Origin of the sequence: Sphingomonas sp. KRR8 (assembly GCF_023559245.1) — a bacterium.
Taxonomy (GTDB): domain Bacteria; phylum Pseudomonadota; class Alphaproteobacteria; order Sphingomonadales; family Sphingomonadaceae; genus Sphingomicrobium.
This window is the reverse complement of sequence record NZ_CP097462.1, coordinates 2,444,884-2,466,768: the sequence shown is the minus strand read 5'-3', so window position 1 is coordinate 2,466,768 and position 21,885 is coordinate 2,444,884. Positions and strand designations below refer to the sequence as shown.

Genomic DNA, 21,885 nt, shown 5'->3' with positions numbered 1-21,885 from the left:
CGCCTTGAAGCGCTTCTGGAAGGATGTGGCAGTCGTCCCGGAGGGCGCTGGCTTCGGTGTCACGCTCGATCAACGGCCGCTGCGCACCCCCGCGCGCCAGCCGCTGGTGGTGCCGACCGAGGCACTGGCGGCAGCAATCGCGGCGGAGTGGCTCGACAGCCCAGAGGAAGTCGATCCCCGGTCCATGCCGCTGACCGGCCTTGCCAATGCGGCCCTTGATCGCGTCGCTCCCGATCCAGAGACCTTTGCAACCAACCTCGCGCGCTATGGCGAAAGCGACCTGCTCGCCTATCGCGCAGAAGGGCCGTTGGCGCTGGCCGAACGGCAGGCCGACGCGTGGGACCCGCTGCTGCAGTGGGCACGGCGGCGCTTCGATGTCGATTTCGCCACCACGGCCGGTGTGTCCTTCGTTGCCCAGCCGGCCGACACAGTGCGCCGGCTTGCCCATGCAGTGGCGAGCCACTCTCCCTTTCAGCTTGCTGCGCTGTCACCCCTCGTGACCATCAGCGGATCGCTGGTGATTGCGCTGGCGGTGATCGAAGGCGAGGTAACGGCCGAGCAGGCGTGGGCGGCGGCGGCGGTGGACGACGCCTGGCAGCTGGAGAAATGGGGCGAGGACGCGGAGGCGATGATCGCTCTCGGCAATCGTCGGCGCGACTTCCTCAGCGCGGCCCGATTCCTGTCCCTGCTCGACTAGCGCGGGGCGACGAGGTCTCGAACGAAGGGCACCAGGCCAATCTGGCGCTGCCGCTTCAGGCGCTCGGCCGCGACGATCGAGCGGACCTCCGCCAGGCATGACTCCATGTCCTTGTTGATCAGCACATAATCATATTCGGCCCAGTGGCTGATCTCGCTCGCCGCCCGGGCCATGCGGAAGGCCACCACTTCGTCGGTGTCGGTGGCGCGTGTGCGCAGACGACGCTCCAGTTCGGCCATGGACGGCGGCAGGATGAAAATCCGGACCAGATCCTCGCCCATCGCGGCGTGAAGTTGCTGGGTGCCCTGCCAATCGATGTCGAACAGGATATCGCGCCCGGCCTTCAGCGCCGCCTTCACCGGAGCCTTCGGAGTGCCGTAGCGATAGTCGAACACCGGTGCCCATTCGACGAACTCGCCCGCCGTCATCAGTCGGTCGAATTCCTTATCGTCGACAAAGTGATAGTCGCGATCGGCCTGCTCGCCAGGGCGCGGCGGCCTGGTGGTGGCCGAGATCGACATGGTCACCTCGGGGTCGGCGCGAAGCAAGAGCCGCGAGATGGTGGATTTGCCGGCGCCGGACGGCGAGGAAAGCACGATCAGGAGGCCGCGGCGCGTGCGGGAAGGCTGGTCCATGCGCGCCTATGGCGCGACCGGCCCGAAATCGTCAATGCTGCGAGTGCGAGATAGGTCTTGATTTGCGGCGCGCTGCACTATATTGTGCAGTGCAACATAAAGGTACGATTGCATGACCGAGATCGAAAACGCCATCGTTGATACCGCCGCCGACGACGCCGTCGTTGAGCCGACGGTGCTCGAAGCCGTGAAGAAGGTCAACGCACGTCGCGTGAAGACCGAGCGTAAGCCGCGTGCCCGCAAGGCTGTGAATTCGGCCGCGAAGGCCACCACCACTCCGGCCCAGACGCCGGTCGAGACGAAGGAAATCCCCATGAACTATGATCCCGCCAATTGGATGAACCAGTTCGCGACCGCCATCCCGGGTGCCGACAAGTTCCAGACCCTGTTCGCTGACGCCGGTGAGCGTGGCCAGCAGCTCGTCGAGCGTTCGCAGAAGGTTGCGGGCGAGGTGGTCGAGCTGACCCGCGCCAACGTCGAAGCGCTTGTCGAGAGCGGCAAGGTCGCCGCTGCCGGCGCCCAGACGCTCGGCCAGGAAGCGATTGCCCGCACCCGCGAGAACCTGGAGCAGGCGACCCAGCAGGTCCGCAGCCTGACCCAGGCCGGTTCGCCGACCGAGTTCTTCCAGCTGCAGAGCGAGATCGCCCGCACCCAGTTCGACCGCATGGTCGCCGAGGGCAGCCGCTTCGCCGAGTCGATGGTCAAGCTGGCCGGTGAAGCCTTCCAGCCCTTGTCGACTCGCGCGGCGCTCAATGCCGAGAAGATCAACGAGATCACTGCCTGATAACTCCTCCTCCTGTCAGGCCAGTGCCGGCCGCCCCCCAACTCCTCCGGGGGGCGGCCGCTTTGTTTTCGGGGCAGAGGCGCTTGTTTTTGCGCCACTTCGGGTCAGGGGAAGCGCGGCGGTGCTTGGCAATGCTCCGGCGCGTGCCCTATCTAGGCGGAACATGATCACCGCGAACCACATGGGTCCTGAGGACGACGCCCCCGGGCAGGGCGACGGCATCGACGAGATCGAGCGCGGAGTCGCTGTTCGAACGCGGCCGCGCACCCGCAAGCCCAGCAACTACAAGGTGTTGATGCTCAACGACGATTATACTCCGATGGAGTTCGTCGTACTGGTCCTGCAGCAATTCTTCTCGATGAGCATCGAGGACGCGACCCGCGTCATGCTTCAGGTTCACCAGCAGGGCGTCGCGGTGTGCGGCGTCTTCACCTACGAAGTGGCCGAAACCAAGGTGTCGCAGGTCATCGACTTCGCCCGTGAGAACCAGCACCCCCTGCAGTGCACGCTCGAGAAGGCCTGATCGGGCGCTGCTCCGGGCGCTCCCTTGCGCCCCTCAAACGAACTTCTAAACGCTGTGCATGGACTCGATACTGATTCAGGGTGGCCGCCGGCTCGAGGGCGCCATTCCCATCTCTGGTGCCAAGAATGCGGCACTGACCCTGTTGCCCTGCGCGTTGCTGACGGCTGAGAAGCTGACGCTCACCAACCTGCCACGGCTGGCCGATGTGGACAGCTTCGGTCACCTGATGAACATGCTGGGGGTGTCGACCAAGGTCGACGCCATGCGCCCCGGTGAGTTCGGGCGGCGGATGACGCTACAGGCCCGGGAGATCACCGAAACCGTCGCGCCCTACGACATGGTGCGGCGGATGCGCGCATCCATCCTGGTCCTCGGACCGATGCTGGCGCGGGCCGGCGAGGCCACCGTTTCGCTACCGGGCGGCTGCGCCATTGGCGATCGCCCGATCGATCTGCACCTGAAGGCGCTCGAGGCCATGGGTGCCGAGATCGAGATCGCGGCCGGCTATGTGAAGGCGGTGGCGCCGAAGGGACGGATCAGCGGCGGCGACTTCAGCTTCCCCGTGGTTTCCGTCGGAGCCACCGAGAATGCGCTGATGGCGGCCGTCCTCTCGACCGGGCGCACGCAGTTGTTCAACGCGGCCCGCGAGCCCGAGATCGTCGACCTGTGCAACCTGCTCGTGGCCATGGGCGGCCGGATCGAGGGCATCGGCTCCTCACACCTCATTATCGACGGGGTCGAAGCGCTTCACGGCTGCACCTACGCCGTGATGCCCGACCGGATCGAGGCAGGCAGCTATGCCTGCGCGGCAGGGATCACCGGGGGCTCGATCGACCTGATCGGCGCGCGGGCCGAGGACATGCTGGCGACGACCAACGCCCTGGCGCACTGCGGCCTTGTGGTCGAACTTCACGACAAGGGCCTCAAGGTCACTGCCGACGGCCCGCTGAAGCCCATCGCTCTGTCTACCGCGCCTTACCCTGGCTTCGCGACCGACATGCAGGCGCAGCTGATGGCCATGCTGTGCCGCGCGCCGGGCGAGAGCTTCCTCGAGGAGACCATCTTCGAGAATCGCTACATGCACGTGCCGGAGCTGCGCCGCATGGGCGCCAACATCGACGTTCGCGGGCGGTCGGCAATCGTGCACGGGGTGGACAAGCTCACCGGCGCCAAGGTGATGGCGACCGACCTGCGCGCCTCGATGAGCCTCATCCTCGCCGGCCTCGCGGCGGAAGGCGAAACCGAAGTACTGCGGGTCTATCACCTCGACCGCGGCTATGAACGGCTGGAAGAGAAATTAAGCGCGGTCGGCGCGACGATCGAACGGCGCGGCGGCGGTTAAGCCTCCCGCGCCTGCCAGTAACGAAAGGCCAGGCGCTGCAATCGCTCGACCAGCTTGGCCGCCTCGGGACCGGTCCATTCGCCCGTGAAGCGGTGCTGCTCCCAGCTGCCGATCCACCACCCCTGCCCGGGAAGACCGTCCGACTGGCGCACGACCAGCACCGCCAATTCCGGCTCACCGGCTGCGGCCGCTTGCTCGTCGATCAGTGTCAGCACCTTGCAAAGCGCCCGCATCTTTGGCCGCGAGAAGGCGTAGCCAAGCCGCTCCAGCAATTCACCGTAAGTGAGCGCCGTTCCTGCCCGCGCGGCCGCGATCAAATGCGCACGGACCTCCTCGGGCGCGGCGAGCGCCATGCCTACTTCGGCTGCTCCGCCACGGGCGTCAGCTCATAGACGTCGAGCTTGGAGCCGGCCTGCGGCCATGGGATTACCAGCCGCCAGCGGAACGGGCCGATCCGCTCGAACACGCCGGCCATGTCGCGCTTGGGGTCGTCACCATAAGCCTTGGGCTGCTCCTCGTTCCCAAGGGCCAGGCTGCCCAGATAGATCAGCCGATTGGGATTGTCGTCGTCCCACAGCCGACCGGCCGGGCGCTGGCTGCCAGTCTGCTTCACGATCGTCAGAAGATTACCCTCCACTTCGACATAGCAGAAGAAGGGTTTGAACTTCTCGAACGCCTTGCCACGCGGCGTCGTGCGGCCGAGCCGGACCATGCGGCACTGGTAGCTCCCGGGAGTGGGCGAAGGTCTCGCCAGCGCCGCATCGGCCTTCAGCAGCGCGCCCTCCGCGTCGACGTCCCGACGGCTCCCGGCCGAACGGGCATCATCGAGTGCCTCGTTCCACGCCTGACCGAGGCGCGCGAGGCGGTCGCTGTCGGCCTTGCTCGCTACCCGTTGCCATTCGTCCGCCTTGGTCGATGCTTCCTGGACGACAGGCGTTGAAGCGGGTCGCGCCTCGGGCTGCGTACAGCCCGCCAGCAGCGTCGTGGCGATGAGCAGTGGAAGGCGGTTTCGCACGATGATTCCCCGAACAGCAACATGCACTCAGGTGCAAGGGTCTGCCGTCCGCTTCCATGCCCAAAGGGTTAACAAATCCTTTCACTTGCGCTCTCCCCTGCGCTAGCCGCGCCGGATGGAGCCTTCGTCCGGGCAACGCCCCTCACCCGCCAGTGCTGGTATCGCTTTCGGCCTTGCCGCTTATGGTTTCTGGGGCCTGCTGCCGATCTATTTCAAGCTGCTGACCAGCGTTCCGCCCGTCGCCATCGTCGCCCAGCGGATCGTCTGGTCGATCCTGTTCCTTTTCGTCCTCACGCTGGTCATGCGAGGATTCAGCCAGGTCCGCTCAGCGCTGAGCGACCGCCGCACCTTGCGCCTGCTGATGCTCACCGCCCTGCTGATCGGGACCAATTGGCTGATCTACGTCTATGCGGTGAACAGCGGGCATATTCTGGCCGCCAGCCTTGGCTATTACCTCAACCCCCTCGCCAACATCCTGCTCGGCTATTTCGTGCTGCGGGAGCCGCTGACCCGGACGCAGTGGATCGCGGTGGCGATCGCGGCGGTCGGCGTCGCCGTGCTGGCGGCCGGCGCACTCCAGCATCTGTGGATCAGCGTCGCGCTCTGCATCAGCTTCGCGCTCTATGGCCTGTTCCGGAAGATCGCCGCGGTCGAGGCCTCCGCCGGACTGGCGATCGAAACGGGGCTGCTGCTGCCGGTCGCCCTTGGCTGGCTGTTCTTCGGGGCCAGCAGCGGTATCGCCATCTGGGGTGACGGCAGCACCCGCGTGCTGCTCCTCCTGCTCGGCACCGGCATCGCCTCAACCCTGCCCCTGCTGTTCTTCACGGCCGCCGCCCGTCGCCTGCGCTACTCGACGCTCGGCATCCTCCAGTTCGTCGCTCCGACGCTTCAGTTCCTGCTGGCCGTGTTCGCTTACGGCGAGCCATTCACCCTTGCCCATGCGGTCGCCTTTGCCGCCATCTGGACAGCGGCGGCCCTCTACCTCATCTCGTCCGTGCGCAGCGCCCGTGCCGCGCATTGTGAAGCACTGCCCGACTAGGAGCCCGGCCCCATGTTCAACATTGTCTCGCTGCTGATCGGGCTGGTCAGCCTGGTGCTGGTCGCCATTGCCTTCCTGCCCATCCTCGGCGCCCTCAACTGGCTGATACTGCCCTTGCCGATCATCGGCGCGGGCATTGGCCAGCTTTCGGGTGGCAGCCGCTCCGGCCGTAACCTCTGCCTGATCGTGCTGGCGATCGGAGTAGTCCGGCTGATGCTCGGCGGCGGTATCCTCTGACCTTTGCTTGCACGGCGGTGACCGGTTAGGGCCACTCCCATGTCGGACTCGAAATATGACGCGTGGAAACATCTCGCGGCCAAGGAAGCGCGCGGCGCCGACCTGACCCGCACCACGCCGGAAGGCATTGCGCTGAAAACCGTCTACGGGCCCGGCGATGCAGCCGGGATCGACAGCGGCTTTCCCGGTGTCGCGCCCTACACGCGCGGCCCCTATGCGACGATGTACGCGGGGCGTCCCTGGACCATCCGGCAGTACGCCGGCTTCTCGACCGCCGAAGAGTCGAACGCCTTTTACCGCCGCAACCTCGCTGCCGGGCAGAAGGGGCTGAGCGTCGCTTTCGACCTCGCCACCCATCGCGGCTACGACAGCGACCACCCGCGCGTCACCGGTGACGTCGGCAAGGCGGGGGTGGCGATCGACAGCGTTGAAGACATGAAGCTGCTGTTCGATGGCATCCCGCTGGGCGAGATGAGCGTCAGCATGACCATGAACGGCGCGGTGCTGCCCGTGCTGGCGTTCTACATCGTGGCTGGCGAGGAACAGGGCGTCGAGCGCAAGGCGCTGACCGGGACCATCCAGAACGACATCCTCAAGGAGTTCGCGGTCCGCAACACCTATATCTACCCGCCCGAACCCTCGATGCGGATCGTCAGCGACATCATCGCCTACACCTCGCGTGAGATGCCCAAGTTCAACAGCATCTCGATCTCGGGCTATCACATGCACGAAGCCGGAGCGACGGCGGTGCAGGAGATGGCCTACACGCTGGCTGACGGCATGGAATATGTCCGCGCAGCGGTGAAAAGCGGGCTCGACGTGGACGCCTTCGCTCCGCGCCTCAGCTTCTTCTGGGGCATCGGCATGAACCTCTTCATGGAGGTCGCCAAGATGCGCGCGGCGCGCACCTTGTGGGCGCGGATCATGACCGACCTCGGCGCCAAATCGGAGAAGTCGAAGCTGCTGCGCACCCACTGCCAGACCAGCGGCGTGAGCCTCACCGAGCAGGACCCCTACAACAACATCGTCCGCACCACGATCGAGGCGCTGGCGGCAGTGCTTGGCGGCACCCAGTCGCTGCACACCAACAGCTTCGACGAGGCGATCGCACTTCCGACCGACTTCTCGGCCCGCATCGCCCGCAACACCCAGCTGATCCTCGCCGAGGAGAGCGGTGTCACCGCCGTGGCCGATCCGCTCGGCGGCAGCTGGTATGTCGAGGCGCTGACCCGCGAACTCGAAGACAGGGCCTGGGCGTTGATCCAGGAAGTCGAAGCGCATGGCGGCATGACCACGGCCGTTGCCGAGGGGCTGCCGAAGCGCAGGATTGAAGAGGCCGCCGCCGAGCGCCAGGCCAAGGTCGACACCGGCGAAACAGTCATCGTCGGTGTCAACCGCTACCGGCTGGAGCAGGAGGCGGAGCTCGACATTCTCGAGGTCGACAACGCCAAGGTCCGGGCTGGGCAGATCGAGCGCCTGACCAAGCTGCGCGCAAACCGCGATGAGGCGACGGTGCGGGCTGCTCTTGAGGCCCTGGAGCAAGCCGCCCGCGCCAACACCAACCTCCTGACGCTTGCCGTTGAAGCGGCCCGTGCCCGCGCAACGCTGGGCGAAATCTCCGATGCGTTGGAGCGCGCCTTCGGCCGCTATTCCACCAAGCCCACACCCGTCAGCGGCATCTATGGAAAGCGCGCGGACCAGCGGTGGGAAGAGGCCAAGCAGGGCACCGTCACCGTCACCCAGCGCCTCGGCCGCAAGCCGCGAATGCTGGTCGCCAAGATGGGTCAGGACGGCCACGACCGGGGCGCCAATTTGGTCAGCTCGGCCTTTGGTGACTTGGGCTTCGAGATCGTCGCCGGCCCACTGTTCCAGACCCCGCGCGAAGCGGCCGAGCTGGCGGTCACCAGCGACGTCGACGTGGTCGGCGCCTCCAGCCTTGCCGCCGGTCACAAGACGCTCATTCCCGAGCTGATCGACGCGCTGAAGGACATGGGCCGCGCCGACATCAAGGTTGTCGCCGGCGGCGTTATCCCCGCGCAGGACTATGCCGCGCTGCGGGCCGCGGGCGTGCAGGCGATCTTCGGGCCCGGCACCAACCTCGCCGACGCCGCCGACGAGGTTCTGCGCCTCCTCGGCCACAACAAGCCGCCGCTCGACGAGGCGGCGGAGTGATTGCCGTTCTACTTGCCGCTGCTGCGTTGGCGGACTGCGGCACTAAAGGCGCTGCTATCCTGATCGATCGGTGCCGTCTCGCAGAGTCGATTGCGTCGGAGCCGGATGCGAATTGCGCAAAGCAGAACACGCAATTCGACCTGAACGTCTGCTCATTCCGCGAATATCTGCGTGCCGATATTGAGCTCAATCAAGCTTGGGATGGCATCAAGCGCCGGCTGTCGAGTTCGCGCAAAGGTTACACGACCATGCTTGCCGGCCAGAAGGCTTGGCTAACGTATCGCGACAAGCAATGCCAATTTTGGGAGGGTTGGTATGAGGGTGGCAGCATCGCTGCCCTCGTCTCAAATTCGTGCCTGACCGACATCACGAAAGTGCGGTCGAAAGAACTTGGACAACAGTTGAAAGACCTCGACCACTGATGTTTTCCAAAATCCTTATCGCCAACCGCGGCGAAATCGCGTGCCGGGTGATCCGCACCGCCAAGCGCATGGGCATCAAGACCGTGGCCGTTTATTCCGATGCCGATTCGCGGTCGCCGCATGTGCGGATGGCGGATGAGAGCGTGCGGCTTGGGCCGGCACCGGCGAGCGAGAGCTACCTCAAGGCCGAGCTGATCATCGAGGCCTGCAAGGCGACCGGCGCCGAGGCGGTGCATCCGGGCTATGGCTTCCTGTCGGAACGGACGAGCTTCGCCCAGGCGCTCGCCGACGCCGGCATCGCCTTCATCGGTCCGCCGCCGAACGCGATCGCGGCGATGGGCGACAAGATCGAATCCAAGAAGCTCGCCAAGCAGGCCGGCGTCAACGTCGTCCCGGGCTATCTTGGCGATATCGCCACCACCGACGAGGCGGTAAAAATCGCGTCCGACATCGGCTTTCCCGTGATGATGAAAGCGTCGGCCGGCGGCGGCGGCAAGGGGATGCGCCTCGCCTGGTCCGAACAGGACGTGCGCGAGGGCTTCGAGGCGACCAAGCGCGAAGGCCTCGCCAGCTTCGGCGACGACCGCGTGTTCATCGAGAAGTTCATCGAGAGCCCGCGCCACATCGAGATCCAGGTGCTGGGCGACCAGCATGGCAACATCCTCTACCTGGGCGAGCGGGAATGCTCGATCCAGCGCCGCCACCAGAAGGTGGTTGAGGAAGCGCCCTCGCCTTTCGTCACGCCCGAGATGCGCAAGGCCATGGGCGAGCAGGCCGTCGCACTCGCTCGCGCGGTCGGCTACTATTCCGCCGGCACCGTGGAGTTGATCGTCTCGGGCGCCGACCCGACAGGCAAGAGCTTCTACTTCCTCGAGATGAACACCCGGCTGCAGGTCGAGCATCCGGTGACGGAGGAGGTGACCGGTCTCGACCTCGTCGAGCAGATGATCCGTGTCGCCGCCGGCGAGAAACTCGCCTTCGCTCAGGACGACATCAAGCTGAACGGCTGGGCGGTCGAGAACCGCGTTTACGCCGAAGACCCCTACCGCGGCTTCCTGCCGAGCACCGGACGGCTGGTCCGCTACCGGCCGAGCACGCCAACCCGCTCCGACGATCATGTCGTACGCGTCGACGACGGCGTGTTCGAAGGCGGCGAAGTGTCGATGTTTTACGACCCGATGATCGCGAAGTTGATCACCTGGGCCCCCACCCGCCAGCAGGCAATCGACGCGCAGGTGGAGGCGCTGGACGCGTTCGACATCCAGGGCATCGGCCATAACGTCGATTTCCTGTCCGCCCTGATGCAGCACCCGCGCTACCGTTCCGGCGACATCACCACCGGCTTTATCGCCGAGGAGTATCCCGACGGCTTCCAGGGCGCTCCGCTCGACGAGAAGCTGACCGCCGACCTGAGCGCTGTCGCGGCCTTCATCGCCGCAGCTCACGAACGTCGCAGCGTGCTGATCGACCAACAGCTTGGCCATACCGTCGGTATCAACGACGACCATATTGTCCGCCTGGACGGCGGAGCCGAGCATCGAGTTCACTTCGAACTCGACCGGGTGATCGTCGATGGCGGCGATCCGCTGACCTTCGACGCCGATTATCGCCCGGGCCAGCGCAAGGTGATGGCTCGCATCGGCCACCGCACCCGTATCGTGCTGGTCGCCAAGGACGGTCGCTCCTGGAAGATGACGACGCGCGGTGCCACGCACCGGGTTACGGTCATGACGCCGCTGGTCGCCGAGCTCGCGCGACACATGATCGAAAAGGTGCCGCCGGATCTGTCCAAGTTCCTGCTGGCTCCCATGCCCGGGCTGCTGACGCGGCTTGACGTGAAGGCGGGTGACAAGGTCGAGGCTGGCCAGCCGGTCGCGGTGGTCGAGGCGATGAAAATGGAGAACATTCTCCGTGCCGAGAAAAGCGCGACGGTGAAGTCGACCCCGGCCGGAGCTGGCGAGAGTCTGGCTGTCGATCAGGTCATCGTCGAATTCGAATAGGCAATGCGGCGACCGCCTGACCGTCGTCGCTTGCTCTTGTAGGCTGACGCCCTTTAGCGCGACCAGTCCACTACGGACCGATGTTGCGTTTTCGTTTTGTTCCTTGCTGCTACGATTGCGGGAGGGAGCCGGACGATGCCTGGTTGGTCGGAAGAAATCGCAAAGGAGTTCGTGAGGCTCGCCGAAGCAGGCGAAAGCCGCCTCGACCAGATGCAGCTCCAGAAGCTCGTTTATATTGCGCACGGCTGGTGCTTGGCCGCTACGGGGCAGCCTCTAACGGGCGATCGACCAGAGGCCTGGAAGTTCGGACCCGTCTACGCCCGTCTTGCTAGAGCACTAAAGATCTTGGGGACAAGTGCCGTCACCCTCGACAACTTCAATGCGGAGTCCACTGCCGACCTTGAAGCGTTCGAAATGGACCTAATCGTGATGACGTGGCGAGACTTCGGCATGTTACAAGCGCCGCAACTCGCCATTCTGACGCAAGGTGCCGGAACTCCGTGGATGTCCATCTATGCCGATGGTGTGGGCGAAGGACGCGACATCCCTCATCGGCTTGTCGCGGACCAATTCTGTGACTTGGCCCGCGCTTCCGGGCGCAAGCTCGCTTGCTGAGACCTCGCGCGACTGGGCCTCCCGTTCGAGCCGAAGTGAACCGGACGCCGACAATGCGGAGCTTGAGAGGCAGGCCTACCTTTCCTCGGCTCGCGAGGGCGCGCTTGAGTCAGCCTGCAAATCAGACAGGCTGGCCGTGCCGAAGCGGCCGCTTGCGTGGCTGGCAAGTCGGACCGACGGCATGCTGATGATGCTGCTCGGCTTGCTGATTGTCTCGGTCGTGGTACCCAACCGAGGCCCGCCGCCGATGGTCCTTGTTGCGCTGATGGGTCTGGTTGCCGCGGCCTTGAAGCAATTTGGATCGACCAGCGTCGCTTGGGCCGAGGCGGAAAGGCGTTCCCGTGAGCCGTGATCCGGCAAGAGCGTCGTTCTACTCCGCTCCGGCCGTGGATTTTGGCCGTGGCTTACGCGGCGCGCGCTTGCGCTTGGGAGCGGGCTTGGAATCCGACAAGGTGGCCAGAACCTCGTCCACAGGGGGCGGGTCAGCGCTTCGGCGGCCGAAGAGTGCACGAGGCCCGGATAGGAATAATCGTTCCATGACGGGCAGAAAAGCACGGGAAACTTAGGAAAGGCTTAAACCCGGCGCTTGCCTGCCTGACTCCGCGCGGCCGCTTAGGCAGCGGTGCCACCGTCAATCGTTACGCAGGCTCCGTTCACGCCGCCAGAGTCAGGGTGACACAGGTTGAGGATCGCGCGCGCAACTTCGTCCGCCCGGATCAGCCGGCCGTTGGCGTTCGTTTTGGCTAACCATGCGCGCGCCTCGTCCACGCTCTTCCCCGTCGCGCCGGCGATCCGCGCGGCGCTTTCATCGACCATCGGCGTATCGACGAAACTTGGGCAAATAGCGTTGACGGTCAGGCCGGTACGGGCGAACTCAAGCGCGAGGCTCTTGGCCAGCCCGACCGCGCCGTGCTTGGACGCGACATAGGGTGCCGCCATCGCAGCGCCCTTTAGCCCGGCCGCCGACGCGATGATGATCAGCCGCTTGCCTTGCTCCTGCAGGTCAGGAAGCGCGAGTTGCGCTCCGTCGAACAGGGCCGTGAGGTTTGTAGCGATGATCCGTTCCCACTGCTCACGCTTCGTGCGCAGGAAAGGTCGGCTATCCCCGATCCCGGCGTTCAGGATGACGAAGTCCAATGGGCCATGTGCCTGACGCGCGGCGGAAAAGGCGCCCTCTTGGGCTTCCGGGTCGGTCACGTCGCAGACGAAAGCGCGTCCACCTGTCTCGCTCGCGACCGCATCGAGCGGCTCCGACCGGCGGCCAAGCAGCGACAGGCGCGCGCCCTTGGCGGCAAGCCCTCGCGCCGTGGCAGCGCCGATACCCGTTCCGCCGCCGGTGATCAGCACGTGCTTGCCAGCTGCCCAGCTCATCACTTCCTCCGCTCCATCCTGCCCTTCGCAGGCTTGGCCGAAGCACCTCGGCGTGGCAACAGGCGCCCGAGGAGAGCCGCCCCATGAAGACCCGTGCCGCCGTTGCCTTTGAAGCCAAGCGCCCGCTGGAGATCGTGGAAGTCGATCTCGAAGAACCGAGGGCAGGCGAAGTCCTGGTCGAGATCATGGCAACCGGCATCTGTCACACTGACGCCTACACGCTGGATGGACTGGACAGCGAAGGCCTGTTCCCCTCGATCCTTGGTCATGAGGGCGCCGGTATCGTGCGCGAGGTTGGTGCGGGCGTCACATCGGTCGTGCCGGGTGACCACGTCATCCCCTTGTACACGCCCGAATGCCGCCAGTGTAAGTCGTGCCTGTCGGGCAAGACCAACCTGTGCACCGCCATTCGCTCCACCCAGGGCAAAGGCGTGATGCCCGACGGCACCAGTCGCTTCAGCTACCGCGGGCAGCCGATTTTCCATTACATGGGCTGCTCCACCTTCTCGAACTTCACGGTGCTGCCGGAGATCGCGGTGGCGAAGATCCGCGAAGACGCGCCGTTCAAGACCAGCTGCTACATCGGTTGCGGCGTCACCACGGGTGTCGGCGCGGTGACCACTACGGCCAAGGTCCAGGCCGGCGACAATGTCGTGGTGTTTGGGCTTGGCGGCATCGGCCTCAACGTCATCCAGGGCGCACGTCTGGTCGGCGCGGCCAGGATCATCGGCATCGACATCAATCCCGACCGCGAGGAGTGGGGCCGGCAGTTCGGCATGACTCATTTCCTCAATACCAAGGGGATGAGCCGCGACGAGATCGTCGCCAAGGTGGTCGAGCTGACCGACGGAGGTGCTGACTACAGCTTCGATGCGACCGGCAAAACAGAGGTGATGCGCACCGCGCTGGAATGCTGTCACCGGGGGTGGGGAACCAGCATCATCATCGGCGTTGCCGAAGCCGGCAAGGAGATTGCCACTCGCCCCTTCCAACTCGTCACCGGACGCAACTGGCGCGGAACGGCGTTTGGCGGAGTGAAGGGCCGGACGGGCGTGCCCAAGATCGTCGATTGGTACATGGATGGGAGGATCGCGATTGATCCGATGATCACCCACGTGCTCACCCTGGACGAGATCAACAAGGGCTTCGACCTGATGCACGCGGGGACAAGCATCCGCAGCGTCGTTGTTTACTGAGCAAAGAAGGAGAACCCGGTGTTCAATCATATCATGATCGGCTCGAACGACCTCGACCGGTCCAAGAGCTTCTACGACAAGGTGCTCGCGACCCTCGGCTTCAAGGGCGAGGCGCTCAAGAATGACGCGGCGACCGGTCATTCGCGATTGTTCTACCGCCATGCGGGCGGCACCTTCTGCATCTCGCAGCCGATCAACGATGAGCCCGCCACGGCCGCCAACGGCGCAACCATCGGGTTCAAGTGCGACTCGCCGGAGCAGGTGAAGGCCTTCCACGACGCCGCGGTCGCGGCGGGAGGCACGTCGATCGAAGACCCGCCCGGACCGCGCGATGCCGGCCAGCTTGGCCAGATGCACCTCAGCTATGTTCGGGATCCGGACGGTCACAAGCTCTGCGCGATCCATCGCTCCGCGTGATGGACGTCGTCAGCGAGAACCGGTCCCACGGTGGGCGGCAGTTGATCTGCCGCCACCTTTCGGCCAGCACGGGCACGGACATGGTCTTCAGCCTGTTCCTGCCGCCGCAAGCCGAACAGGGACCGGTACCGCTGATCACCTATCTGTCGGGCCTCACTTGCACCCACGCCAACGTCACGGACAAGGGCGAGTATCGCGCCGCTTGCGCTGAGTTGGGCCTGGCCTTTCTTGCGCCGGACACATCCCCGCGCGGAGAGGGCGTGCACGACGAGGAAGGCTGGGACATCGGGCTTGGCGCCGGCTTCTACGTCGACGCAACGCGGCAGCCGTGGAAGCCGCATTACGCCATGTGGTCCTATGTGACGAATGAACTGCCGGCAGTGGTGGCCGCCGAATTCCCGCTCGACCTCGCGCGGCAGGGGATCACGGGTCACTCCATGGGCGGCCATGGTGCCTTGACGGTGGCGCTGTGTCATCCGGATCGTTTCCGCAGCGTGTCGGCCTTCGCCCCGATCGTCGCGCCGTCACGGGTGCCGTGGGGCGAGAAGGCCTTCTCCGCTTACCTTGGCGATGATCGCTCCGCGTGGCGCCGCCATGACGCCGTGGCGCTGATCGAGGATGGCGCGCGCTTGCCCGAGCTGCTGGTCGATGTTGGCGAGGCGGACAGCTTCCTCGAGCGGGAGCTCAGGCCCGAGCTGCTTGAAGCGGCCTGCGCAAGGGCCGGCATCGGGCTCACGCTGCGGCGGCAGGCAGGGTATGATCACAGCTACTATTTCATCTCGACCTTCATGGCCGATCACCTGCGCTGGCACGCCGCAAGACTCGACTGACGCACTTGGGCTTTTCTTAACTGCCCTCCTCCTATGATGGGGCATGAGCAGCATCGCGCCCGCCATTCCCCCTGCCCGCTCTTCCTGCGCGGAGTGCCGGGAGGGCAAGCCCTTCCCGCTGCCCACCCGCGCTGCTTTCCACCCCATCCTCGACCTGCAGGAGGAGCGGGTGTTCGCCTACGAGGCGCTGATCCGCGGCATCGATGGACAGAGCGCCGCCTTTGTCCTCGAGCAGGTGGGCGCGGATCAGGAGCATAGCTTCGACCAGGCGTGCCGGATGACCGCCATCCGCGACGCGGCCGCCGCCGGCATCGCCGGGACCGGAGCCAAGCTGTCGATCAACTTCATGCCGAACGCCGTGCGCAACCCGCGCAGTTGCATTCAGCAGACGCTGCAAGCGGCGGAGCAGGCAGGCCTGTCGGCCAACCGGCTGGTGTTCGAGTTCAGCGAAAATGTGAAGTATGACCTCGCCCACGTCCGCGGGATCGTCGCCTGCTATCGCGAACTCGGCTTCCAGGTTGCGATCGACGATTTCGGCACCGGTCACGCGGGGCTTTGCCAGCTGGCGACCCTCCAGACCGACATGGTCAAGCTCGACATGGAGCTGATCCGCGGCGTCGACCGTGACCAGCGCCGTCGGGCGATCGTGGAATCGCTGGTACAGCTGATCCGCCGCCTCGGTACCGAGTGCATCGCCGAAGGCGTGGAGACCGAAGAGGAACTGGGCGTCCTGCGCCTGCTGGGCGTACGATACGTGCAGGGCTTTCTGTTCGGCCAACCGGTACTCGGCACCCTGCCATCCTACCCTGACCGCCTGCGCCGCGGCGCCGTCCGCCGCCGCCACGCACCGATCAGCGCCCGCTTCGGCTAGGCGTCCGCCGGCTTCTTGTCCTTGCGATGCGCGGCGCAACCTAGCGCCGCGTGGCAGCCCATTGGCTGATCCGGCTGTGGCTGCTGATGATGGCAAGGCATCGCCATGTGCTGGTGACCGGGGATGACGCAGCACAGGCCCGACAGCGACATGGCCGCGCAAGCTGCCAGCCCGAGAGTCGCTCCGCCCAGCATCAGATGGCGCTGCTGAAGCGACGAGCCTGCGGCTGTCGGTACTGGTCGAAGATGGCGGCGATCACGCGGGCATAGGGTTGCGCGTCTGGACGGAGGAACAGCTCATCCCCGTCCAGGCGGATGAGATCGGCGTCGACGAATGGGTGAAGGCGCTCGCCCACCGAGGCATCGAGCAGTCCAGCCGCCGAGGCGTTGCCACGGCAAAGCAGTGATTCGATCAGCCGCCCCCGCCGCTGGTCGGTCGCCGAGCGCCGCACGCCGCGCTCGACCGGCAGCAGGTGAGCCCCGACCTGCATACGGTAGCGCCCCGCGTTCTTTTCATTCTGGGCAAGCAGCCCTGGCAATTGGCTGATCGCGCTTGCGCCCATGCCGATCAGCACCTCCGCCGGGTCGTCCGTGAAGCCCTGAAAGTTACGGCGCAGCGTGCCTCCGCGCGCCGCGAGGGCGAGCGGGTCAGACGGCAAGGCATAATGATCGAAGCCCACCGGCTCATAGCCGGCCTCGGTCAGCAGCGCATGGCCAAGCTCGGCCTGGTGGAAGCGCTCGGCCGCGCCGGGCAATGCGCTGTCGTCGATCCGGCGCTGCCGCGGAATGAGGTGCGGCACGTGCGCGTAGCCGAACAACGCAGTGCGGTCGGGACGAAGCCTCACAGCATCGCGCAGCGTGGCCTCGAGGATTGCCGCATCCTGACCGGGGAGGCCGTACATCAGATCAAAATTGAGCGACGTCACGCCCGCGCGGCGGAGCCCCACAGTCGCTTGCTCGATCAGGGCGAGCGGCTGGACCCGGCCGATGCCGGCCTGGATATCTGGATCGAGCGTCTGCACGCCGAGGCTGGCGCGGGTGATGCCGGCCTTCGCAATGGCGTCGAACCAACCGTCATCGAGGGATCGCGGATCAAGCTCGATCGAGATGTCGGCGTCGTGGGCGTCGAACGCCTCGCGTACCTGTTGCAGCAGTGCCGCGAATTGCGAGGGCGCGATCGCATTGGGGCTTCCGCCGCCAAAGGCGATCCGCCCTATTTGCCCGCGACCGCCCAACCGAGCCGCCATCAGAGCGACCTCGGCGGCAAGCGCTTCGAGGTAGGTCGCGAGCCGGTGCGTCCGGTTTGCCGCCCCGGTGTTGCACCCGCAATACCAGCAGATCTCATGGCAATAAGGGATGTGCAGGTAGAGCGAGACCGGCTGATCCGCCCCAACCGCAGCGAGCGCCGAATCCATGTCGGCGCGTCCGACTTCGGTCGTGAACTCGGCCGCTGTCGGGTAGCTGGTGTAGCGCGGGACCGGCGTCGCCAGCAGCTCGGGATGGTAGGTCCAGCTCATTCCTCATCCTCGATCAGGATACGCATGCCTGCGCCGTCCATGTCGTCGAACTGCCCGCGCCGCATCGCCCAGAAGAAGGCGCCAAGGCCGCACAGGCCGAGCGCAAGGGCCAGCGGGATCAGCAACGCCAGGCCGGTCATTGTGCGGCGCTCCGCAGGCGCAGCGCATTGGCGACGACAACGATGGAGGAGCCGGACATGGCCAGCGCGGCGACTAGCGGTGTCACCAATCCGGCAAAGGCCAGCGGAACGGCGATGATATTGTAGCCGACCGCGATGGCGAAGTTCTGACGCACGACCCGCATGGTGCGGCGGGCTGCCCGAACCGCGCTTGCCACCGGCGCCAGGCTGTCGCCCAGGAAGACGGCGTCGGCGGCGTTCTGGCCAACGTCGCTGGCCGAAGCGGGGGCCATGGAGACGTATGCGGCGGCGAGCGCAGGTCCGTCGTTGAGGCCATCGCCGACCATCAGCACCTTGTGACCGGCACCCTGCAGCCGAGCGACCGCATCCATCTTTTCTTCGGGCCGCATGCCGGTCTGTGCGGTGAGACCCAGTCCGGCCAGCGCAGCGGCTACCGAATTGCGATTGTCGCCACTGACCACCGAGGCTTCGATCCCGAGCCGCTTGAGTTGCTGCAGGGTGGTCGCGCAACCAGGCCGAAGCACATCGGTGAAGTGGAGGACGGTGCGGTCATCGCCGATGGAGAGCGTGGCCGACAGCGTATCCTGGCCATCGCCGCGGCCAAGCGCGACCGGGACGCTGTTGCACGTGGCACGGATACCGAAGCCTGGCTCCTCCTCCGCCCCGGCGAGCGGCGCGGCGACGACGTCGGTGCTCTGCAAGGACCTCGCCAGTGCCCTTGCGAGCGGATGCCGGCTGGCCTGTGCGAGGGCGAGCGCGACGGGCCGCTGTTCGGGTCCGATCGCTTCGAGGTTGACCAGATCGGGCCGGCCGAGGGTCAGCGTTCCCGTCTTGTCGAACAAGGCCCTATCGGCCTCGGCCAGCCGCTCCAGCGCGGAACCGTCCTTGACCAGCACGCCGGCGCGCATCAGCGACCCGGCGGCAACGATCTGCGCGGCCGGGACCGCGAGTCCAAGAGCGCAGGGGCAGGTGATGATCAGCACGGCGGCCGCGACCAGCAGGGCCTGGTGCCCGCCGGCGCCGAGGATCAGCCACAGGAGGAACGAACTGGCGGCCAGCGTATGGACCGCCGGCGCATAGAGCCGCGCCGCACGGTCCGCGATGCGCACGTAGCGGGAGCGGCCCTGCCCCGCCTCGCTCATGAGCCGGGCGATCTCGGCGATGCCGGTGTCGGCGCCGGCGGCGGTCACCCGCACGGTCAGCGGCGCGGAGAGGTTGAGTGTGCCGGCCAGAACCTCGTCGCCCGGGATCACCGGACAGGGCTTGCTTTCGCCGGTGATCAGGCTGCGATCGGTGGCGCTGTCGCCCTGCTCGACCACGCCGTCCGCGGCGAGCCGCTCACCCGCGGCCACGATGATCCGATCGCCGGGGGTGAGCGCCTCGGCCCGCACCCACTCGGAGCGGCCGTCGGCACGAAGGACCATGGCGCCTGGCGCCGATTGCCGGACCAAGGCGGTTACGCCGTCGCGTGCCCGGTCGCGCATCACGCTGTCGAGCGCGCGGCCGGTCAGCAGGAAGAACAGCAGCATGACCGCGCCGTCGAAATAGGCATGCGCTCCGCCGGTCAGCGATTCATACAGGCTGAGGGCGGTGACCAGCAGGACACCGATCGAGACCGGCACGTCCATGTTGGTCTGGCCGCGGCGAAGCGCCGACCACGCCGAGCGGAAGAAGGGCCGACCGGCGTAGGCCACCGTGGGAATGGCGATGGCACCGGACAACAGGTGGAAGACGTCGCGGGTGGCGCCGCCAGCGCCCGACCAGACGGACACGGACAACAGCATGACGTTCATGGCCGCAAAGCCCGCCACCGCCGTGCAGCGCAGCAGCTGGCGGCTTTCGCTGCTGGCCGGCGTGCTGGCATCGGCGGTGAGGGGCTGCGCCTCGAAGCCGATGCGTTCGACCGCTGCCACGAGTTCCGGCAGCTGCAGCGTTGCGAGATGATCGACGCTGAGCTGCTTGCTGGTCATGTTCAGGCGGGCGTTGACGATCCCGGGGACGCCGGACAGCCCGTCCTCGATCCGGGCAATGCAGGCGGCACAGCGCACACCGGGGACCGCCAGCGTCGTATGCTCGACCGCCTCTCCCGACAGCGGCTGCTGAACCGTCACGAGAGGGTTTCCACCAGCCGATAGCTGTCGCTTCCCCGGCGGATGGTGAGCTGGACGTGCCACCGGCCCGCCGGAAGCGCGCGGTCGGAGATGAGCTGGCCGCCCTCCTCCCGGAAGTGCAAAGGCACGTCGGGCAGCCGGCCGAGCGGATGGCTGGCGACGCCGCTGGCCGTGGCGCCGGCCGCGGACACCTGCACGGTCACGCGGCGGTCGGCGGCGACGCCCGGCACGACCTTCCAGCCGAGCTGCGACTGACGACGGGATTGCGCCAGCCAGCCGTTATATTCCTGGCTGGCGACGTAGCTGTTCTCGACCACGACGCCGCCGAAGGTGCGGGTGGCGATGGTCGCCATCAGGATGTTGACCGCGATCACCACGCCGAAGAAGGCGCAAAGGATGGCGGTCATGGTCCGGCCGGTGATGCGCTTGGCGGTCATTGTTCCTCCGGACCTTCGAATTCCGCCCGGACGGCTGCCGTCTCGGGATGATCCTTCGTCAGGGCCCGTGCCCGGAACTCAAAGGATTCACTGCCCTCATCGACAAGTGGAGCAACGACGAAAATAGGTAGTTTCGCGAGGGAGTCGGCAGGCACCGTCGCTGTCAGCCGGTCGGTGGCCTGGGCGCGGCTGCCACCGTCCGTCCACAACACGGCACCGGGCAAGCCGGCGACGCTGACCTCGATCGCGCGCGGCCGCCCCTCCATGTTGCGCAACTTCACCGTGTAGCCGTTGCGAACATGTCCGTCGGACAACTGCACGAAGGAGGGGTTCCGTTGGTGCTGGGCGCTGATGGTCAGCCGGGCGCGATCGCCGACGGAGAACAGCATGGCAGCGCCAACGCCGCCCCAAACGGCGAAGTAGATCAGGGTGCGCGGGTGCGAGAGGACCTTGGACAGGCGGCGCGGCGCCCGGCCGGCCTTCTCCGCCGCGCAATCCTCGAGCGTTGCATAATCGATCAAGCCGCGCGGCTTGCCGATCTTGGTCATGACCTGGTCGCACGCGTCGATGCACAGGGCGCAGGTGATGCAGCCGATCTGGGGTCCCTCGCGAATGTCGATCCCCGTGGGACAGACGGCGACGCATTGATTGCAGTCGATGCAGTCGCCAAGCTTTTCCGGGCTTGCGCCGAGGTCGTCGAGGGTCGCCGGGCGGCGGCCACGTCCGCGCGGCTCACCGCGCCAATCCTTGTAGGTGACGATGAGGGTTCTCTCATCCATCATCGCCGTCTGGATGCGCGGCCACGGGCACATGTAGATGCACACCTGCTCGCGCATGAAGCCGCCGAACACGAATGTGGTGGTCGTGAGCAGGGCGACGGTCGCATAGGCGACATAAGGTGCGTCGCCGGCCAGGAATTCCCTCGCGAGGGTGGGCGCGTCCGCGAAGTAGAAAATCCACGCGCCGCCGGTCAGCACCGATACCAGCAGGAACAAGCTCCACTTGGTCAGCCGGCGCGCGGCCTTTGCGGGGCCCCACGGCGCCTTGGCGAGTTTCAGCTGGGCGTTGCGATCACCATCGACAAAGCGCTCGATGTGCTGGAACAGGTCCGTCCACACGGTTTGCGGGCAGGCGTAGCCACACCAGGCGCGGCCGACTATCGACGTGACCATGAATAGGCCCACACCGGCCATGATCAGCAGGCCAGCGACATAGTAGAATTCGTGCGGCCAAATCTCGATCGGGCCAAAGAAGAAGCGGCGGTGGGCAAGATCCACCAGAACCGCCTGGTTGGGCGCGTAGGCTCCGCGATCCCAGCGGAGCCAAGGCGTAACGTAATAAATGGTCAGAGCGGCGACCATCACCAGCCACTTGAAGCGGCGGAAGCGACCGTCGACGGCCTTCGGGAAGACCGGCTGCCGCTTCTCGTAGAGGCCGGAGTTCTTTCCCAACCCCATCAGGTCGGACAGACTGACCATGCTTATTCCGCCTCCCTGGCGCTGCGGTAGGCGCCCA

24 protein-coding genes are annotated in these 21,885 nt (G+C 66.1%); 15 read left to right on the top strand and 9 right to left on the bottom strand.

The annotated features are described in order from the left end of the window. The first annotated feature begins 4 nt into the window (after positions 1 to 4). The gene (locus M8312_RS12460; RefSeq protein WP_250118007.1) at positions 5 to 697 is read left to right on the top strand and encodes an ATP12 family chaperone protein; all 693 of its coding nucleotides are present in this window, start codon (positions 5 to 7) and stop codon (positions 695 to 697) included. Here the strand turns inward: M8312_RS12460 and gmk are convergent. Further along, on the bottom strand, positions 694 to 1,332 hold the full coding sequence (gene gmk, locus M8312_RS12455; protein WP_250118006.1) for a guanylate kinase: 639 nt from the start codon (positions 1,330 to 1,332) through the stop codon (positions 694 to 696). The genes M8312_RS12460 and gmk overlap by 4 nt on opposite strands. A gap of 112 nt (positions 1,333 to 1,444) precedes the next feature. Between gmk and M8312_RS12450 the strand changes: the two genes are divergently transcribed. From M8312_RS12450 to murA, 3 genes are all read left to right on the top strand, one after another. Then, positions 1,445 to 2,116 (top strand): phasin family protein, encoded by a 672-nt coding sequence (locus tag M8312_RS12450; protein WP_250118005.1) that lies wholly within the window; start codon positions 1,445 to 1,447, stop codon positions 2,114 to 2,116. A 163-nt stretch (positions 2,117 to 2,279) separates the two neighbouring features. Further along, entirely contained in the window at positions 2,280 to 2,639 is a 360-nt protein-coding gene (gene clpS / locus M8312_RS12445; RefSeq protein WP_502957424.1) for an ATP-dependent Clp protease adapter ClpS, read from the top strand. Between the two features lie 58 nt (positions 2,640 to 2,697). After that, positions 2,698 to 3,981: a UDP-N-acetylglucosamine 1-carboxyvinyltransferase gene (gene murA, locus M8312_RS12440; RefSeq protein ID WP_250118004.1), complete on the top strand. Its 1,284-nt coding sequence runs from the start codon at positions 2,698 to 2,700 to the stop codon at positions 3,979 to 3,981. Here murA and M8312_RS12435 read toward each other — a convergent pair. Further along, complete coding sequence (locus tag M8312_RS12435) at positions 3,978 to 4,334, bottom strand: ribose-phosphate pyrophosphokinase (RefSeq protein WP_250118003.1); 357 nt, start codon at positions 4,332 to 4,334, stop codon at positions 3,978 to 3,980. The two genes, murA and M8312_RS12435, sit on opposite strands and share 4 nt — an antisense overlap. A gap of 2 nt (positions 4,335 to 4,336) precedes the next feature. Then, complete coding sequence (locus tag M8312_RS12430) at positions 4,337 to 4,996, bottom strand: DUF4893 domain-containing protein (RefSeq protein WP_250118002.1); 660 nt, start codon at positions 4,994 to 4,996, stop codon at positions 4,337 to 4,339. A gap of 115 nt (positions 4,997 to 5,111) precedes the next feature. Here M8312_RS12430 and rarD point away from each other — a divergent pair, with 115 nt between their 5' ends. From rarD to M8312_RS12395, 7 genes are all read left to right on the top strand, one after another. Further along, a complete protein-coding gene (rarD, locus tag M8312_RS12425; protein WP_250118001.1) occupies positions 5,112 to 6,035 on the top strand; it encodes an EamA family transporter RarD in 924 nt (307 codons plus the stop codon). 12 nt (positions 6,036 to 6,047) lie between these two features. Continuing rightward, complete coding sequence (locus tag M8312_RS12420) at positions 6,048 to 6,272, top strand: hypothetical protein (protein ID WP_250118000.1); 225 nt, start codon at positions 6,048 to 6,050, stop codon at positions 6,270 to 6,272. A 39-nt stretch (positions 6,273 to 6,311) separates the two neighbouring features. Then, positions 6,312 to 8,444, top strand: coding sequence for a methylmalonyl-CoA mutase (scpA, locus tag M8312_RS12415; protein WP_250117999.1), 2,133 nt, complete (start codon positions 6,312 to 6,314; stop codon positions 8,442 to 8,444). Further along, on the top strand, positions 8,441 to 8,866 hold the full coding sequence (locus tag M8312_RS12410) for a lysozyme inhibitor LprI family protein (RefSeq protein WP_250117998.1): 426 nt from the start codon (positions 8,441 to 8,443) through the stop codon (positions 8,864 to 8,866). The genes scpA and M8312_RS12410 overlap by 4 nt, the downstream gene beginning before the upstream one ends. Further along, positions 8,866 to 10,866, top strand: coding sequence for an acetyl-CoA carboxylase biotin carboxylase subunit (locus tag M8312_RS12405; protein ID WP_250117997.1), 2,001 nt, complete (start codon positions 8,866 to 8,868; stop codon positions 10,864 to 10,866). Before M8312_RS12410 ends, M8312_RS12405 begins: the two co-directional genes overlap by 1 nt. 135 nt (positions 10,867 to 11,001) lie before the next feature. Continuing rightward, entirely contained in the window at positions 11,002 to 11,481 is a 480-nt protein-coding gene (locus M8312_RS12400) for a Panacea domain-containing protein (RefSeq protein WP_250117996.1), read from the top strand. 187 nt (positions 11,482 to 11,668) lie between these two features. Continuing rightward, a complete protein-coding gene (locus M8312_RS12395) occupies positions 11,669 to 11,833 on the top strand; it encodes a hypothetical protein (RefSeq protein ID WP_250117995.1) in 165 nt (54 codons plus the stop codon). A gap of 260 nt (positions 11,834 to 12,093) precedes the next feature. Here the strand turns inward: M8312_RS12395 and M8312_RS12390 are convergent, their stop codons facing one another. Then, a complete protein-coding gene (locus M8312_RS12390) occupies positions 12,094 to 12,852 on the bottom strand; it encodes an SDR family NAD(P)-dependent oxidoreductase (protein WP_250117994.1) in 759 nt (252 codons plus the stop codon). 83 nt (positions 12,853 to 12,935) lie between these two features. On the opposite strand from M8312_RS12390, the gene M8312_RS12385 reads away from it, so the two are divergent. From M8312_RS12385 to M8312_RS12370, 4 genes are read left to right on the top strand one after another with little or no spacing between them, the layout of a single operon-like run. Beyond that, a complete protein-coding gene (locus M8312_RS12385) occupies positions 12,936 to 14,048 on the top strand; it encodes an S-(hydroxymethyl)glutathione dehydrogenase/class III alcohol dehydrogenase (protein ID WP_250117993.1) in 1,113 nt (370 codons plus the stop codon). Between the two features lie 18 nt (positions 14,049 to 14,066). Beyond that, complete coding sequence (locus tag M8312_RS12380) at positions 14,067 to 14,465, top strand: VOC family protein (RefSeq protein WP_250117992.1); 399 nt, start codon at positions 14,067 to 14,069, stop codon at positions 14,463 to 14,465. Then, positions 14,465 to 15,295, top strand: coding sequence for an S-formylglutathione hydrolase (gene fghA, locus M8312_RS12375; RefSeq protein WP_250117991.1), 831 nt, complete (start codon positions 14,465 to 14,467; stop codon positions 15,293 to 15,295). Before M8312_RS12380 ends, fghA begins: the two co-directional genes overlap by 1 nt. 43 nt (positions 15,296 to 15,338) lie before the next feature. Beyond that, positions 15,339 to 16,166, top strand: a complete 828-nt coding sequence (locus M8312_RS12370) for an EAL domain-containing protein (RefSeq protein WP_250117990.1) — start codon at positions 15,339 to 15,341, stop codon at positions 16,164 to 16,166. Positions 16,167 to 16,359: 193 nt separating this feature from the next. Here the strand turns inward: M8312_RS12370 and hemN are convergent, their stop codons facing one another. The 5 genes from hemN to ccoG are packed head-to-tail and all read right to left on the bottom strand — an operon-like array spanning position 16,360 to position 21,827. Then, positions 16,360 to 17,682: an oxygen-independent coproporphyrinogen III oxidase gene (gene hemN, locus M8312_RS12365; RefSeq protein ID WP_250117989.1), complete on the bottom strand. Its 1,323-nt coding sequence runs from the start codon at positions 17,680 to 17,682 to the stop codon at positions 16,360 to 16,362. Next, positions 17,679 to 17,822 (bottom strand): cbb3-type cytochrome oxidase assembly protein CcoS, encoded by a 144-nt coding sequence (gene ccoS, locus M8312_RS12360; RefSeq protein ID WP_250117988.1) that lies wholly within the window; start codon positions 17,820 to 17,822, stop codon positions 17,679 to 17,681. Before ccoS ends, hemN begins: the two co-directional genes overlap by 4 nt. Beyond that, positions 17,819 to 19,933 (bottom strand): heavy metal translocating P-type ATPase, encoded by a 2,115-nt coding sequence (locus M8312_RS12355; RefSeq protein WP_250117987.1) that lies wholly within the window; start codon positions 19,931 to 19,933, stop codon positions 17,819 to 17,821. Before M8312_RS12355 ends, ccoS begins: the two co-directional genes overlap by 4 nt. Then, entirely contained in the window at positions 19,930 to 20,370 is a 441-nt protein-coding gene (locus tag M8312_RS12350) for a FixH family protein (protein WP_250117986.1), read from the bottom strand. Before M8312_RS12350 ends, M8312_RS12355 begins: the two co-directional genes overlap by 4 nt. Continuing rightward, entirely contained in the window at positions 20,367 to 21,827 is a 1,461-nt protein-coding gene (gene ccoG / locus M8312_RS12345) for a cytochrome c oxidase accessory protein CcoG (protein WP_250119782.1), read from the bottom strand. Before ccoG ends, M8312_RS12350 begins: the two co-directional genes overlap by 4 nt. Positions 21,828 to 21,885 lie beyond the last annotated feature (58 nt).

Excerpts from the sequence above, each read along its gene's own strand:
- ccoS (WP_250117988.1), bottom strand. The coding sequence starts at position 17,822 with ATGACCGGCCTGGCGTTGCTGATCCCGCTGGCCCTTGCGCTCGGCCTG.
- M8312_RS12370 (WP_250117990.1), top strand. The coding sequence starts at position 15,339 with ATGAGCAGCATCGCGCCCGCCATTCCCCCTGCCCGCTCTTCCTGCGCG.
- rarD (WP_250118001.1), top strand. The coding sequence starts at position 5,112 with ATGGAGCCTTCGTCCGGGCAACGCCCCTCACCCGCCAGTGCTGGTATC.
- M8312_RS12435 (WP_250118003.1), bottom strand. The coding sequence starts at position 4,334 with ATGGCGCTCGCCGCGCCCGAGGAGGTCCGTGCGCATTTGATCGCGGCC.
- M8312_RS12420 (WP_250118000.1), top strand. The coding sequence starts at position 6,048 with ATGTTCAACATTGTCTCGCTGCTGATCGGGCTGGTCAGCCTGGTGCTG.
- ccoG (WP_250119782.1), bottom strand. The coding sequence starts at position 21,827 with ATGGGGTTGGGAAAGAACTCCGGCCTCTACGAGAAGCGGCAGCCGGTC.
- clpS (WP_502957424.1), top strand. The coding sequence starts at position 2,280 with ATGATCACCGCGAACCACATGGGTCCTGAGGACGACGCCCCCGGGCAG.
- fghA (WP_250117991.1), top strand. The coding sequence starts at position 14,465 with ATGGACGTCGTCAGCGAGAACCGGTCCCACGGTGGGCGGCAGTTGATC.
- murA (WP_250118004.1), top strand. The coding sequence starts at position 2,698 with ATGGACTCGATACTGATTCAGGGTGGCCGCCGGCTCGAGGGCGCCATT.
- M8312_RS12400 (WP_250117996.1), top strand. The coding sequence starts at position 11,002 with ATGCCTGGTTGGTCGGAAGAAATCGCAAAGGAGTTCGTGAGGCTCGCC.
- gmk (WP_250118006.1), bottom strand. The coding sequence starts at position 1,332 with ATGGACCAGCCTTCCCGCACGCGCCGCGGCCTCCTGATCGTGCTTTCC.
- M8312_RS12450 (WP_250118005.1), top strand. The coding sequence starts at position 1,445 with ATGACCGAGATCGAAAACGCCATCGTTGATACCGCCGCCGACGACGCC.
- M8312_RS12385 (WP_250117993.1), top strand. The coding sequence starts at position 12,936 with ATGAAGACCCGTGCCGCCGTTGCCTTTGAAGCCAAGCGCCCGCTGGAG.
- scpA (WP_250117999.1), top strand. The coding sequence starts at position 6,312 with ATGTCGGACTCGAAATATGACGCGTGGAAACATCTCGCGGCCAAGGAA.
- M8312_RS12395 (WP_250117995.1), top strand. The coding sequence starts at position 11,669 with ATGATGCTGCTCGGCTTGCTGATTGTCTCGGTCGTGGTACCCAACCGA.
- M8312_RS12390 (WP_250117994.1), bottom strand. The coding sequence starts at position 12,852 with ATGAGCTGGGCAGCTGGCAAGCACGTGCTGATCACCGGCGGCGGAACG.
- M8312_RS12405 (WP_250117997.1), top strand. The coding sequence starts at position 8,866 with ATGTTTTCCAAAATCCTTATCGCCAACCGCGGCGAAATCGCGTGCCGG.
- M8312_RS12350 (WP_250117986.1), bottom strand. The coding sequence starts at position 20,370 with ATGACCGCCAAGCGCATCACCGGCCGGACCATGACCGCCATCCTTTGC.
- hemN (WP_250117989.1), bottom strand. The coding sequence starts at position 17,682 with ATGAGCTGGACCTACCATCCCGAGCTGCTGGCGACGCCGGTCCCGCGC.